The sequence below is a fragment of the Rhizorhabdus sp. P4_G6 genome, from assembly GCF_056401045.1.
In genome coordinates this window covers 71,885-85,437 of record NZ_JBFUKC010000004.1, presented here as the reverse complement: position 1 = coordinate 85,437, position 13,553 = coordinate 71,885, and the positions used below count along the sequence as shown (strand labels likewise).

Below are 13,553 nucleotides of genomic sequence, written 5' to 3'. Positions count from 1 at the left end.
ATCCTATTGGGCGCCGGCGAACTGGCGCCTGGCAGCGGCAATCGCATCGGGATGACGCTTGACCTTCACGTCCTGCTCGACGGCGCGCATGAACTGTTCGCCGAGTTCGGGCGAATAGGAGCGGGCGAGATCCTGGCGGGTATTGTCGAGCAGGCCGGGAGCCGCCGACAGGTTGCCGCCCATCACCGTGTCCAGAACCGTCACGAACAGCACGCCGCCCTTGTCGCCTGCCAATAGCTTGGCCTTGCCCTTCTGCAGCGTGAAAAGCGCCCGCAGCGGCGCCGGGACCTCGGCGCCGCTCGCCTGTGCGCGGGCGAGGTCGAGCTGTCTGGCGCGGGCCGGCTGGGGCGGCGGAAGCTTGATGCCGGTATCGGCGAGCGCCTTGGCCAGCGGGACTCCGCGGTTGACCGCGGCAGTGACCTGTTCGCCGATCGTGCTGGCACGCCGCGCGGCGCGCTTGGCGATGATGTCGCGCGCCACCGCGTCCCGCACCTGGGCGAGCGGCAGCGGCGTCGGCGGAATCACCCGGGCCACGCTCAGCAGCGCATATTGCTGGTCGCGGACGATGGTCTCGACAGTCGGGCGATCCTCGGCTGCGGCTTCGAAACCCGTCTTGAGCAGCGGCCCCAGTTCCGGCGGAGCCTTCCAGCCGGGCTGGCCGACCGGCTGGCCACTGGCCAGGATCGGCGGCGTGTCCACCGCCACGAGCTTGTTGCTGGCCAACACCTCCGCGAAGCTCGCGCCATCGGCCACCGCATCTTCGATCTTGCCGCTCAGCTCCGACAGCGCGTCCTGGGCCTTCTGTTTGGTCAGCAGCGCCACGATTTCCGGCCGGGCTTCCTGGAGCGAGCGAGCCGGGCTGCCACTGATTGCCTCCACGCGCACCACATACCAGCCGAACGAACCCTTCAGCGGGCCGACGATGCTGCCCTTCGCCGCGGAGAAGGCTTGGCCGGCGATCTCTGCGCTCGACAAACGGGCATAGTCGGCGCGGCTCTGATTGTTCAGGGTCGATGCTTCCAGGCCCGACTTTGCGGCAGCCGCGGTCAGTGGGGTTCCGGCTTTCGCTGCTGCTGCGATCGTCCGCGCAGCCGCTTCGCTGGGGGCAATGACCTGGCCGAGGCTGCGATTCTCACGGGCCGCGTAGCTGGCGGAGTTCTCCTGATAATAAGCGGCGATCTCCGCTTCGCTCGGGATCGCCTGCGCCGCCACCTGGGCCGGGCCGAACAGCGCATAGCGCAACACGCGTGCCTCGGAAGTGGTGTAGGCGGCGATATTGGCGCGATATGCGGCGGTGATCTCGGCATCGCTCGGCTGGCGCGGATCGACCACCGCGGCGAAAGGAATGATTCCGATCGACCCGGTCCGCTGCTCGAGGAGCACTGCGGCATAAGGCCTGGCGACCGATGCCGGGGCCGGCGCCGCCGCGGCGACGGGCGCGAGGATCTGGCCGCGTATCAGGGTGCTGGCGATATCGGCGCGCAGGTCCTTCTCGCTGACGCGAGCCTGGGCGAGCATGCGGCGCATCGTATCCTCGTCGAACTGGCCGGTGACGCCGCGAAATGCCGGGTTGCTGGCAACCTCGGCGTCGATCAGTCGCTTTCCGATCGCGAAACCTTGCTCGCGGCCCCAGCTTTCGAGGGCGCGGGCGCTGATCAGTGCGTCGGTGACCCCCTCGAATCCGCCGCCGACCAGGAAGGCCTTCTGGTCGACGCCTGGCTGTTCGCGGCGGGTGCTTTCGAGCTGGTTCTGGACACGGCGCAGCAACTCGTCAGACCTGATCTTGGCGTCGCCCACCTCGGCAATGGTTGCCGTAGGCCCGGCTCCGCCCAGCGCGCCGGGCGTGCTGACGCCGGTGATGATGAAGGCGACGAGGATCAGCGCGAGCAGACCAAGGACGACCCAGGAGGAAAGCGCGCGGCGGAAAAAGGAGATCATCAAGCGTTCCGTCTGAGATCAGATAGCAATTTCGCTGCCATAGGGTCCAAAGCCCATGACCGCAACGTCCGGGGGCGGTTGCGGGAATCGAACGGTAAATCTAAGGCCGCGGCGAACGCTGATCGAGGAACGACTATGGCATTGCGCAAGCTGGTGGCTGGCAACTGGAAGATGAACGGCTCGCTGGGGAGCCTCGCAGAACTCGATGCGATTGCAGCCGCGGCCGCGGCGCAGCCGTCGGTCGACGTTGCGGTGTGCCCGCCCTTCACGCTGATCGCAGCGGCCGTCAATCGGGTTCCTGCGCTCGCCGTCGGGGCGCAGGATTGCCACGCTGCCGCCAAGGGCGCGCATACAGGCTGTGTCAGCGCTGCGATGCTCGTCGAAGCAGGGGCGAAGCTCGTCATCGTCGGCCATAGCGAGCGCCGCGCCGACCAGCACGAAACCGACGCCGAGGTACAGGCCAAGGCGAGCGCGGCGATCGCCGCCAGGCTGCTCGCCATCGTCTGCGTGGGCGAGACAGAGGCGGAGCGCGACGCCGGTCGGGCGATCGCGGTCGTCGAGGGACAGCTCGATGGCTCGATTCCGCGCGACGGCACCGGGACGACACTCGTCATAGCCTATGAGCCGGTATGGGCGATCGGCACAGGACGCACCCCTTCGACCGGAGACGTCGCCGAGATGCACGCTGCGATTCGGCGGCGCCTTGCGCTGCTGCTCGGCGACGAGGGTGCGAAGGTGCGGATTCTCTATGGCGGATCGGTGAAGCCCGACAATGCCAGGGAACTGCTGGCCGTGGCCGATGTCGATGGCGCGCTTGTCGGGGGCGCGAGCCTGACCGCGGCGCAGTTCGTGCCGATCATCGAAGGCGCGGCGGCGGCATCCTGATCTTTCCGCGCCTGCGGCAAGCGGGGCGGAGCAGGCAGGTTGAACCTTGTGCCCCGATCGACTAGATGCGCCGCAACCTCGAAATCGAAAGCGTCCGATGTTCACCTTCCTGCTCGTCCTCCACATCATCATCGCGGCGGCGCTGGTTGCCGTTATCCTGATGCAGCGGTCGGAAGGCGGCGGGCTCGCGTCGAGCGGCAATCCCGGCGGACTGATGAGCGCGCGCGGCGCGGCCGATTTCCTGACGAAGACGACGACGGTCCTGGCGACGATCTTCGTGGTGCTCAGCATCACGCTGGCCGCGCTGGCCACAGTGGAACGTGCGCCGGCCAAGATCGACACGTCGCTGGTCGGCAAGACCGCCACGGCCAGCCCCGGGCCGGCACCGGCCAGCAATGATCCGCTTGCCGCGGCTGCGGCGCAGGGCGGCGGCGCTCCTGCCAACGGCGCTGCTCCGCAATAAGCTCGTAATATCAATGTGATGGTAAAGGCCCCTGCGGATCGCGGGGCGCCTTTCCCGTTGTTCGTCCACAGTATAATTGAAAAAAGATGGAGTTCCCCACCTTGCCCTTCGCCCTCTCACAGCGCTAAACCCATATTCCCATGGCGCGGTTCATTTTCATCACCGGCGGCGTGGTCTCCTCGCTTGGCAAGGGCCTCATGGCGGCAAGCCTCGCTGCGCTCCTCCAGGCGCGTGGTTACAGGGTCCGCATCCGCAAGTTCGATCCCTATCTGAACGTCGATCCCGGCACGATGTCGCCCTACCAGCATGGCGAGGTCTACGTTACCGACGACGGCGCCGAGACCGATCTCGACCTCGGCCATTATGAGCGCTTCACCGGCGTGCCGAGCCGCCAGTCGGACAATGTCACCTCGGGCCGGATCTACCAGACGATCATCCAGAAAGAGCGGCGCGGCGACTATCTCGGCGCCACCGTCCAGGTGATCCCGCACGTGACCGACGCCATCAAGGAGTTTGCGCGTACCGATGTCGAGGATCTCGATTTCGTGCTGTGCGAGATCGGCGGCACGGTCGGCGACATCGAGTCGCTGCCGTTCATGGAGGCGATCCGCCAGCTGCGGAACGATCTCGGCCGCGGCAATTCGATCTTCGTTCACCTGACGCTGGTGCCGTATATCGCTGCAGCTGGCGAGCTGAAGACCAAGCCGACCCAGCACAGCGTCCGCGATCTCACCTCGCTCGGGATCCAGCCCGACGTGCTGGTATGCCGTTGCGATCGGCCGCTGCCCGATGGCGAACGCGCCAAGATCGCCTTGTTCTGCAACGTCGCCAAGGAAGCGGTCATTCCCGCGCTCGATGCGGCCAGCATCTATGGTGTGCCACTGCAATATCACGCCGAGGGCCTCGACGACGCGGTGCTGGCGGCCTTCGGGATAGAAACCCAGGGCGAGCCCGAACTTAGCCGCTGGACAGAGATTCTCGACCGACTGGAAAATCCCGAGGGCGAAGTCACCATCGGCGTGGTCGGCAAATATGTGGGCCTGCTCGACGCCTATAAGTCGTTGCACGAGGCGCTGGTCCATGGCGGCATTGCCAACCGGGTGAAGGTCAATATCCGCTGGATCGACGCCGAGCTGTTCGAGCAGAATGGCGGCGAGATCGCCGGCCATCTCGAGCCGATGCACGCGATCCTGGTGCCGGGCGGCTTTGGCGAGCGTGGCTCGGAAGGCAAGATCGCCGCGGTCCGCTTCGCGCGGGAGCGCAAGGTTCCCTATTTCGGCATCTGCCTCGGCATGCAGATGGCATGCATCGAGAGCGCCCGTAACACCGCAGGCATTCCAGACGCATCGACCACCGAATTCGGTTCTACCGCCCAGCCCGTCGTCGGCCTGATCACCGAATGGATGAGCCAAGACGGACTCCAGAAGCGCGAGGAAGGCGGCGACATGGGCGGCACGATGCGGCTCGGCGCCTATGACGCGGTGCTGTCGGGCAATAGCCATGCGGCATCGATCTATGGCGCCACCGCGATCTCTGAGCGGCATCGCCATCGTTATGAGGTGAACGCCCATTACAAGGAGTCGCTCGAAAAGGGCGGTCTGGTATTCTCGGGCATGTCGCCGGACGGCGAGCTGCCCGAGGTGATCGAGCGGCCCGACCATCCCTGGTTCGTCGGTGTCCAGTTCCACCCGGAGCTCAAGAGCAAGCCGTTCGACCCGCACCCGCTGTTCCGCAGCTTCATCGAAGCTGCGGTCAAGCAGAGCCGGCTGGTCTAAGGCGGGTCGACATTCAGCGTAACCGGATCATTGCGGCGGCGAGGTGAATGAAGCCGGCGAAGCGGATGGTTCGCCGGCCGTAGCGCGTTGCGAAGCGGCGGAAGTGCTTGAGGCGGCCGAAGCATCGCTCGATCCCGCCCATCCATCGTCGCGCCGCGCGCTGGTCTGCGGCAATCCGGTCTGCCTGAAATCGTAGATACGCAGACCTGAAATCGTCCGAGTCGACGATGCCAGGTTCGTTCAAACGGTTACAACCGAGTCCGAGGCGTCCATGCAAGACAGTGCCGTCGCAAGCACGTCAATGGCATCGACATTAGAAGAGGCACGTGAATGAACGGCCTAAGGTCCGACGAGGCAGTGCTGCGAACTCCGGCGTTCGATCCCTATTCGCAAGAAACCAAAGGCGATCCATTGGGATCGCTGGCAGAGTTTGCGGCGACATGTCCCGTCGCGCATTACCGCGGCCGGTTTGACTTCTTCATCATCAACGATCCGACCTATATCGAGCAGGTCATGCTGAGGGATGCCGCTACTTGGACGATCGAGCGCGGCAATGCTCCCACGCTCCTTCCCGAAGAACTCATGACGCCGATGCTGCGGGACGATGAGAGCCATCATGCCGTCAGGCGGATCATCCAGCGCGCCTTCGCCCCCGCGGAGCTTATGCGCATCCAAGGTGTCGTCGAGCGGATCGTCGATGACCTTATCGACAATATGATGAAGCAGCCGCAGCCGGAGGGCGACTTCTTCGATTTGTTCGCCATGCCGCTGCCGTCGCGTCTCATGTGCGTGCTGATGGGAGTGCCCGAGCGCGACTATACCAAGTACAAGCTTTGGGCCGACCATTATTACTACAGCATTTTCAACGATCCGGACTTCACCGCCGAGCGGCAGATGGACGATGCGCGGGAAATAGCGGAATCGCTCTTCGGCCTGATCGCCGAGCGACGAGGAGAACTGGCGCGGCTAGGCCTCGAACCAGACATGGCGCTCGTCGGTAGTACCTTGCCGAACGACTTCATGTCGCGCTTCATGTGCAGCCGGATCGGCGATGATCCCGTGCCGGACCACTACACGCTTTCGCTGATGCTCGCCGTAATCCTCGGCGGCAACGAGACGACGATGAACCTCCTCGGCAATCTGCTGTGGCGATTGCTGGAGCAGCCGGACTTGTGGCGTCGATTGAAGGAAGCCCCTGACCTGATCGAGGTGGCGATCGACGAGAGCCTTAGGCTTGATCCACCGGTCCTGGCTCAATTCCGGTCCGCGCGGCACGACGTGGAGGTCGGCGGCATCACGATCCCAGCCGGCGCCAAGGCGATGTACAATGTCGTGGCCGTGAACCAGAATCCAGACGTCTTCGATAATCCGAACGAGTTTCGCCTAGATCGGCCGGGCGGCCTGGCCCGCAAGCATGCGTCCTTCGGAGGTGGCCTCCATTTTTGCATCGGAGCAGGGCTGGCCCGCATGGAGGTGAAGCGCGCGTTCCAGATGTTGATCGAACGTCTTCCCGACCTGCAACTGATCGGCGAGCCACGGCGGGGCGAAGGCTTCAACGTTTGGGGCCCGACCTATCTGCCAGTCCGTTGGAGTTAGCGCCGAGCGCGCGGACACGTGGGAGGAGAACGCGTCAGACCGTCCGGCATGCATGCGTATTCGCTATAAACCCCTTTCTCGGCCACTAGGCAGAGCGGTCGTCGACCGGGATATGGTGACGCCACGCACAAAAACCGGGCGCGGTTCGAGCGGAGAAAGGCGATCACGTTGCCGCAATCGTCGGGACCACCCCAGCGGCAGAGCGGCGTGCGAGCCAAAATAGGCGTACTTGCCTTCTGATTTCCAGAGCTGGCGGGCCATGCACCGCCCTACCCCGGAAGATCCGGCATCACCGGGTCGCTGGGCGCGCCAGGATCGGGATCGGTCGGCGAGGGCACCGGGATATCGACCGGCGCATCTACGGGGAATTCTTCTGGCGAGGGCGGCTGGCTGGCCATGGGGGCTCTCCTTCGCGAACAGAACGCACTGGACGCCGCCGTTATCCGTCGCGCCGGAAGAAGTTCGACGTGGAAGCGGACCGAAATGCCGCAGGCAGGGTGGACTGAAAAGGCAAGCGCCGGGATCGTTTCCGATCCCGGCGCCGCGTGACGATTGTTCGCCAACCCCCAATTTCGGGCTCTACACTGCCACCCCTTTAAATGACGGCGGAGCCTCGATTTTTCCCCGAACCATGGCCATTTTGTTGCCTTATGTTCCGTGCCGCTTCTCCTACATCCGCCCCCCGACCTTGTCATTGGCTTTCAAGGGCAGCGGACTCGAAAGACGGCGGGTGTGTTTAATCGGCAACAGGGACTGAACGGTACGGCCGAAAAGGGCGGAACCGAATATGTTGCCCGCGCGGGCGCCTCCGCATAGACAGCCCCCAACCTGATCCTCGCGAGTGCCCCGTTTCATGCGCCTATCCCGCCACTTCCTCCCGGTGATGAAGGAATCGCCCGCCGACGCGCAGATCGTCAGCCACAAGCTTATGCTGCGCGCGGGCATGATCCGCCAGACCGCGGCGGGCATCTATGCCTGGCTGCCCCTCGGCCACCGCGTGCTGCGCAAGATCGAGCAGATCGTCCGCGAGGAGCAGGACCGCGCCGGCGCGATCGAGTTGCTGATGCCGACGATCCAGTCGGCCGACCTGTGGCGCCAGTCGGGCCGCTATGACGATTATGGCGCGGAAATGCTGCGCATCAAGGACCGGCACGAGCGCGACATCCTGTTCGGGCCGACCGCCGAGGAGGTGATCACCGCGATCTTCCGCGACGCTGCCAAAAGCTATCGGGATCTGCCGCGCACGCTCTACAACATCCAGTGGAAGTTCCGCGACGAGGTCCGCCCGCGCTTCGGCGTGATGCGTGGCCGCGAGTTCCTGATGAAGGATGCCTATTCGTTCGATCTCGACGTAGATGGCGCCCGCCACAGCTATAACCGGATGTTCGTCGCCTATCTGCGCACCTACAAGCGCATGGGCCTGGCGGCGATCCCGATGCAGGCGGACACCGGGCCAATTGGTGGTGATCTCAGCCATGAGTTCATCGTCCTGGCCCCGACCGGCGAGAGCGAGGTGTTCTATCACAGCAACTGGGAGGCGGAGCGCGCGCTCGATGTCGACGCCGACGATCCCCAGGCGCTGCAGGCGTTCGTGGCCGGCCTGACCGCCGACTATGCCGCGACCGACGAGAAGCGCGACCTCCCCCGCGAAACCGAGGCCGGTGCGGCGCTCAAGCAGTCTCGCGGCATCGAGGTCGGCCATATCTTCTTCTTCGGAACCAAATATTCGGCGGCGATGGGATTGAGCGTGCAGGGGCCCGACGGCGCCCCGGTGGTGCCGCAGATGGGCAGCTACGGCATCGGCGTGTCGCGGCTGGTGGGCGCGATCATCGAGGCCAACCATGACGATGCCGGGATCATCTGGCCCGATTCGGTGGCGCCCTACGCGGTCGGCCTCATCAATATGCGCGCCGACGATGCGCGCTGCGCGGCGGCGGCCGACGATCTCTATGCGAAGCTGCAGGCGGCTGGCGTCGAGACGCTCTATGACGACCGCGACGAACGCGGCGGCGCCAAATTCGCGACGATGGACCTGATCGGCCTGCCCTGGCAGATCGTGATCGGCCCGAAAGGGCTCGACAAGGGCGTCGTCGAGCTCAAGCGCCGCGCGACCGGCGAGAAGATCGAGCTGTCGGTGGAGGACGCGCTCCAGAGGATCGCAGGATGAGCCTGTTGGCACCGTCATGATCCTCAACCGCTACGAGCGCATGATCGCCCGGCGCTACCTGCTGCCGGGGCGCGGCGAGGCGTTCATCTTCCTGGTGGCGTCGATCAGCCTGGTGGCGGTGGCGCTCGGCGTCGCGGCTTTGATCATCGTGATGAGCGTTATGAACGGCTTCCGCGCCGAACTGTTCGACAAGATCGTCGGCCTCAACGGCCATGCGGTGATCCAGGGCTATGACGGCAAGCTCCCCGACTGGCGCCGCATCGCCGCCGACGCGCGCAAGCTGCCTGGCGTCACATCCGCGACGCCGCTGATCGAGCAGCCGCTGATGGCGACCTATTCGGGGCGCGTCGAGGGCGTGCTGGTGCGCGGCATGACCGTCGCCGATATCCGCCGCAACCCGGTGATGCAGGGCAAGGTGGTGCGCGGCTCGCTCGACGCGCTGGAGCCCGGATCGAGCAAGATCGCCATAGGAGCGCGGCTGGCCGAACAGCTCGGCGCCGACCTCGGCAGCCAGATCAGCCTGATCAGTCCGCAGGGCCAGACCACGCCGTTCGGCACGGTGCCGCGCATCGTCTCCTATCAGGTCGCGGCGATCTTCGAGGTCGGCGTCTATGATTATGACAAGGCATTCGTGGTGATGCCGATGTCCGACGCGCAGACCTTGCTGATGCTGGGCGACGCGGTCGGCATGGTCGAGATCCAGACGATCGACGCGGACAGGGTCGGCGAGATCATCGCCCCGCTCAAGCCCGAGATCGCGATGCAGGGCGAGATCCGCGACTGGCGCGATCTCAACGCGTCGCTGTTCGAGGCGCTGGCCGTCGAGCGCGTCACGATGTTCGTCGTGCTCTCGCTGATCATCCTCGTCGCGGTGTTCAACATATTGTCGTCGCTGATCATGCTGGTGCGTGCCAAGCGGCGCGACATCGCGATCCTGCGGACGATGGGCGCATCGCGCGCGGCGCTGATGAAGATTTTCATGACGGTCGGCATCGTGATCGGCGTGCTTGGCACCGGTACGGGCATCATCCTGGGATCGGTGTTCCTGTTCTACCGGCAGGCGGTGGTCAATTTCGTGCAGTTGCTGACCGGCCAGAATCTGTGGGATCCGTCGATCCGCTTCCTGACCGAGCTGCCCGCCAAGAGCGATCCCGTCGAGGTCGGCGCGATCATCATCATGGCGCTGGGCTTCAGCTTCCTGTCTACGCTCTATCCCGCGTGGAAGGCCGCGAGCACCGATCCGGTCGAGGTGCTCCGCTATGAGTGACGTGCTCGACGTGACGGGCCTTACCCGCACCTTCCACCAGGCGGATGTCGCGATCGAGGTGCTGCGGCAGGTCGATCTGTCGATCGCGCCGGGGGAGATCGTGGCACTGCTCGGCCCCTCGGGTTCGGGCAAGTCGACGCTGCTCCAGGCGGTCGGGCTGCTCGAGGGCGGGTTCGAGGGATCGATCCGCATCGCAGGCGAGGAAGCCGCCAAGGCCGACGCGGCGGGCCGCACCCGCATCCGCCGCGACCAGCTCGGCTTCGTCTATCAGTTCCACCATCTGCTGCCGGATTTCAGCGCGGTCGAGAATGTCGTGCTGCCGCAGCTGATCCATGGTGCCGAGATGCAGCCGGCGCGCGACCGGGCGGAAAGCCTGCTCTCCTCGCTCGGCCTCGCCAAGCGGCTGACCCATCGCCCGTCCCAGCTGTCGGGCGGCGAGCAGCAGCGCGTCGCCGTGGCGCGCGCGCTGGCCAACCGGCCGGCGCTGGTGCTGGCCGACGAACCCACCGGCAATCTCGACGAGGCGACCGCCGATGTGGTGTTCGCCGAATTCCTGCGGCTCGTCCGCCACGAGGGTTCGGCGGCGCTGGTGGCGACGCATAACGAGCGGCTGGCGGCGCGGATGGACCGGGTGGTGCGGCTGCACGAGGGACGGCTGAGCTAGGCGAGCTCCACCGACATACACACACTCCCCCTAATCCGTCACTCCGGCCTCCGCCGGAACGACGTGATGAGGTGGTGGCTGCTAATCGTCTCCTTATCCGCTTTATTAACCACCATCGTTTAGACGAGCCCCATGATCCGGGGCTGGATTCACTCTTTCGCGGCTTTCGCGCGCCGCCTGTCCGATAGTACGCACGGCGCCGTGGCGCTGATTGGCGCGCTGTCGCTGACGACGATCGTCGGCATGGGGGCGTTCGCGGTCGAGGCGACCCAGGGCTATGCCGTTGACACCACCAACCAGCGGGTCGCCGACATGGCGGCGCTGGCCGGGGCGCTGGCGTATAACGTCAACAGCAGCACCAACGAGATGACTGCGACCGCCAAGGCGGTCGTCGTCGCGCAGGGCATTGCGGCGAGCGCGGCCACGGTGGCGTTGGTCACCGACGCGTCGAGCAGCCGGCAGCTCGTCGAGGTGACGATCACCACGGCCGTGCCGCTCGCGCTCGGCCGGGTCTTCACCGCCGCGCTGAGCTACGATGTCACCGCGGTCGGCGCCGCGACCACCACGACGATCGCGACGACCACGCCGCCCTGTATCGCTGCGTTGTCTTCTTCGCCCGCCTACGCCATCACGATGACCGGCAACTCATCGGTCACGGCCGCGGGATGCGCCGTCGATACCAACGCCGGAGTCAGCGTCGCGGGCAGCGCCTCGATCGCCGCCAAGCAGGTCGATGCGGGCAAGACGGTGAGCAAGAGCGGTGGCGCTTCCATCACCACCTCTCCCACCGCGAACAATGTCTTCGCCAGCAAGGCCAATGCCGCGAGCGACTGGATGAGCGGTGACGCGGCGCTCAAATTGCTGCTCTGTCAGGTCAACAAGCTGACGGGCACGAGCGACAGCGACTATGCCGACGGCAACACGCTGTGCACCTCGCCGCTGGTGACGCCGCCTGCAGCCGGCACGTCGGATTGGGATCTCAACTATAATCCCGCCGTCAACGTCGCGGCCTATCGCACCAGCAACAACACCTATGTCATTCCCGCCGGCACCTATTCGATCAGGACGCTGACGCTGCAGGGCGGCATCACGGCCACCTTTCAGGGACCGGTCAACCTGACGATCGGTTCGATCAGCATGGGCGGCGGGACGGTGCTGCATGTCGGCAGCGGCAATATCGGCATCAACGGCAAGATCGATCTGAGCGGGGGCGCGCTGGCCGATTTCGATGTCGGCGTCGGCAACACCGTTACGATCGGATCCAGCGGGGGTGTTGCCATCAACATCGGCGGCGGCAGCAAGCTCTGCTTCACGGCCAATTGCGGCACGCCCACCGCCGCTGCCGGCACCTTCAGCGCGGGCGGCAACATCACCAGCAATGGCGGCAGCACGATCGTCTTCCCGAAGGCGGCGACGCACGTCATCGCCGGCAATCTCGATCTGAGCGGCAGCTCGACCTTCGGTTCGGGCAGCTATGTCATCAAGGGCAATTTCACGAACAACACCGGCGGCACGATGACCGGCGTCGACGTCAGCTTTGGCCTCGGCGGTACTTTCGCGCTGTCGGGCGGCACGTCGCTTAACCTTGCCGCCCCTGGCGCCGCGAGTAGCTACGGCATACCCGGTCTGCTGCTCGCAACCAAGAGCACCGCCGATACATCCATAGGGGGCGGATCGAGCAACCAATATGCCGGGCTGATCTATGCGCCCAAATCGGACATGAGCATCAGCGGCGGCGCATCGATGTCCGCATCTGGATCGGCCTGCATGATGCTGATCGTCAGCACCTTGAGCATGACCGGCAGTGGCGCGACCTCGACCGGCACCTGTTCGGCCCTGTCGGGGGCCACCGGCCCCGTACCGAGCGTGTCGCTGTTCAGATGATCCGGCAGCTGCTCCATCGCCTCCGCGAAGACCGCCGCGGCGTCGCCACGATCGAGTTCGCGCTGCTCTCGGTGCTGTTCTTCTTCGTGATGACCGCCGGGCTCGATATCGGCATGTGGTATCAGCAGCGGCTCCGGCTCGACAGCGCGGTCGAGCAGGGCGCGATGATCGCGTTCAATTCGCGCAGCAGCGTCGACCAGGCGGCGATCGGCACGTTCGTTGCCGCCGCTGCGAAGCTGTCGACCGCGCCGGTCGTGACCGTGGGCTGCAACGGCGGCAGTGCGAACTGCGTCAACACATCGCGGACCTGCGCCTGTGTCACCGGCACAACGCCGACTCCGACCTATATAACGACCGCGTGCAACGCGGCCTGCGCCGACGGCAGCCTCGCCGGCTATTATCTGAACATCAAGGCGGTCGCGACGAGCAGCACGATGCTGGTGCCGGCGGCGATGCTGGGCGGCAACATGGTCCAGACGCGCAGTGCGGTGGTAAGGCTGCAATGAGGCGCCTGCCGCGCGATGTCTCGGGGGTGACGGCGGTCGAGTTCGCGCTGGTCGCGCCCGCCTTCCTGATGTTCATGTTCCTGATCATCGATGGCGCGCGCGCCACCTGGACCTATCAGACGCTGCAGGAGGTGGCGACGCACACTGCCCGTTGCGCCGCGCTGGGCGTGACCGGCTGCAAGACCTCGGCCGAGGTGCAGGGCTATGCGGTCGCGCGCGCCGCCGCCTCGGGCGTGCCGCTGGCGACAACGTCGGTCACGCTGACGCCGAGCACGAGTTGCTCTTCGATAGCGGGCATGACCAAGGTGGCGATCACCAGCCCCTATCAGGGTGCCACGACCAAGCTGCTGCCGAGCACGCTGACAACGCTCAGCACCGAAAGCTGTTTTCCGACCGCCAGCTGATCCG

13 protein-coding genes are annotated in these 13,553 nt (G+C 65.6%); 11 read left to right on the top strand and 2 right to left on the bottom strand.

Annotation, left to right across the window (positions count from 1 at the left end):
• Positions 1-3: 3 nt before the first annotated feature.
• Positions 4-1,938 (bottom strand): peptidylprolyl isomerase, encoded by a 1,935-nt coding sequence (locus tag AC1DPF_RS06145; RefSeq protein WP_477960256.1) that lies wholly within the window; start codon positions 1,936-1,938, stop codon positions 4-6.
• Between the two features lie 135 nt (positions 1,939-2,073).
• Between AC1DPF_RS06145 and tpiA the strand changes: the two genes are divergently transcribed.
• The 5 genes from tpiA (at position 2,074) to AC1DPF_RS06120 (ending at position 6,657) form a co-directional block, all read left to right on the top strand.
• Positions 2,074-2,823: a triose-phosphate isomerase gene (tpiA, locus tag AC1DPF_RS06140; RefSeq protein ID WP_477868614.1), complete on the top strand. Its 750-nt coding sequence runs from the start codon at positions 2,074-2,076 to the stop codon at positions 2,821-2,823.
• A 97-nt stretch (positions 2,824-2,920) separates the two neighbouring features.
• Positions 2,921-3,286: a preprotein translocase subunit SecG gene (gene secG / locus AC1DPF_RS06135; protein ID WP_477868616.1), complete on the top strand. Its 366-nt coding sequence runs from the start codon at positions 2,921-2,923 to the stop codon at positions 3,284-3,286.
• Positions 3,287-3,426: 140 nt separating this feature from the next.
• Positions 3,427-5,061: a CTP synthase gene (locus AC1DPF_RS06130; RefSeq protein ID WP_477868618.1), complete on the top strand. Its 1,635-nt coding sequence runs from the start codon at positions 3,427-3,429 to the stop codon at positions 5,059-5,061.
• 43 nt (positions 5,062-5,104) lie between these two features.
• A complete protein-coding gene (locus tag AC1DPF_RS06125; protein ID WP_477960254.1) occupies positions 5,105-5,257 on the top strand; it encodes a hypothetical protein in 153 nt (50 codons plus the stop codon).
• 134 nt (positions 5,258-5,391) lie between these two features.
• On the top strand, positions 5,392-6,657 hold the full coding sequence (locus tag AC1DPF_RS06120; RefSeq protein WP_477868622.1) for a cytochrome P450: 1,266 nt from the start codon (positions 5,392-5,394) through the stop codon (positions 6,655-6,657).
• A 269-nt stretch (positions 6,658-6,926) separates the two neighbouring features.
• Here AC1DPF_RS06120 and AC1DPF_RS06115 read toward each other — a convergent pair whose 3' ends face one another.
• The gene (locus AC1DPF_RS06115) at positions 6,927-7,055 is read right to left on the bottom strand and encodes a hypothetical protein (protein ID WP_477868624.1); all 129 of its coding nucleotides are present in this window, start codon (positions 7,053-7,055) and stop codon (positions 6,927-6,929) included.
• Positions 7,056-7,510: 455 nt separating this feature from the next.
• Here AC1DPF_RS06115 and proS point away from each other — a divergent pair, with 455 nt between their 5' ends.
• The 6 genes from proS (at position 7,511) to AC1DPF_RS06085 (ending at position 13,549) form a co-directional block, all read left to right on the top strand.
• Positions 7,511-8,824, top strand: coding sequence for a proline--tRNA ligase (gene proS / locus AC1DPF_RS06110; protein ID WP_477868626.1), 1,314 nt, complete (start codon positions 7,511-7,513; stop codon positions 8,822-8,824).
• A gap of 16 nt (positions 8,825-8,840) precedes the next feature.
• The gene (locus tag AC1DPF_RS06105; RefSeq protein ID WP_477868628.1) at positions 8,841-10,091 is read left to right on the top strand and encodes a lipoprotein-releasing ABC transporter permease subunit; all 1,251 of its coding nucleotides are present in this window, start codon (positions 8,841-8,843) and stop codon (positions 10,089-10,091) included.
• Positions 10,084-10,755 carry an ABC transporter ATP-binding protein gene (locus AC1DPF_RS06100; RefSeq protein ID WP_477868630.1) on the top strand — a complete coding sequence of 224 codons (672 nt, stop codon included), beginning with the start codon at positions 10,084-10,086 and terminating at the stop codon, positions 10,753-10,755. The genes AC1DPF_RS06105 and AC1DPF_RS06100 overlap by 8 nt, the downstream gene beginning before the upstream one ends.
• Before the next feature lie 132 nt (positions 10,756-10,887).
• On the top strand, positions 10,888-12,639 hold the full coding sequence (locus AC1DPF_RS06095; RefSeq protein WP_477868632.1) for a hypothetical protein: 1,752 nt from the start codon (positions 10,888-10,890) through the stop codon (positions 12,637-12,639).
• Positions 12,636-13,145, top strand: a complete 510-nt coding sequence (locus AC1DPF_RS06090; RefSeq protein ID WP_477868634.1) for a TadE/TadG family type IV pilus assembly protein — start codon at positions 12,636-12,638, stop codon at positions 13,143-13,145. The genes AC1DPF_RS06095 and AC1DPF_RS06090 overlap by 4 nt, the downstream gene beginning before the upstream one ends.
• Positions 13,142-13,549 (top strand): TadE/TadG family type IV pilus assembly protein, encoded by a 408-nt coding sequence (locus AC1DPF_RS06085; RefSeq protein WP_477868636.1) that lies wholly within the window; start codon positions 13,142-13,144, stop codon positions 13,547-13,549. The genes AC1DPF_RS06090 and AC1DPF_RS06085 overlap by 4 nt, the downstream gene beginning before the upstream one ends.
• Positions 13,550-13,553 lie beyond the last annotated feature (4 nt).

Coding starts and splice junctions, on each gene's coding strand:
- AC1DPF_RS06145 (WP_477960256.1), bottom strand. CDS start 1,938: ATGATCTCCTTTTTCCGCCGCGCGCTTTCCTCCTGGGTCGTCCTTGGT.
- tpiA (WP_477868614.1), top strand. CDS start 2,074: ATGGCATTGCGCAAGCTGGTGGCTGGCAACTGGAAGATGAACGGCTCG.
- secG (WP_477868616.1), top strand. CDS start 2,921: ATGTTCACCTTCCTGCTCGTCCTCCACATCATCATCGCGGCGGCGCTG.
- AC1DPF_RS06130 (WP_477868618.1), top strand. CDS start 3,427: ATGGCGCGGTTCATTTTCATCACCGGCGGCGTGGTCTCCTCGCTTGGC.
- AC1DPF_RS06120 (WP_477868622.1), top strand. CDS start 5,392: ATGAACGGCCTAAGGTCCGACGAGGCAGTGCTGCGAACTCCGGCGTTC.
- AC1DPF_RS06115 (WP_477868624.1), bottom strand. CDS start 7,055: ATGGCCAGCCAGCCGCCCTCGCCAGAAGAATTCCCCGTAGATGCGCCG.
- proS (WP_477868626.1), top strand. CDS start 7,511: ATGCGCCTATCCCGCCACTTCCTCCCGGTGATGAAGGAATCGCCCGCC.
- AC1DPF_RS06105 (WP_477868628.1), top strand. CDS start 8,841: ATGATCCTCAACCGCTACGAGCGCATGATCGCCCGGCGCTACCTGCTG.
- AC1DPF_RS06100 (WP_477868630.1), top strand. CDS start 10,084: ATGAGTGACGTGCTCGACGTGACGGGCCTTACCCGCACCTTCCACCAG.
- AC1DPF_RS06095 (WP_477868632.1), top strand. CDS start 10,888: ATGATCCGGGGCTGGATTCACTCTTTCGCGGCTTTCGCGCGCCGCCTG.
- AC1DPF_RS06090 (WP_477868634.1), top strand. CDS start 12,636: ATGATCCGGCAGCTGCTCCATCGCCTCCGCGAAGACCGCCGCGGCGTC.
- AC1DPF_RS06085 (WP_477868636.1), top strand. CDS start 13,142: ATGAGGCGCCTGCCGCGCGATGTCTCGGGGGTGACGGCGGTCGAGTTC.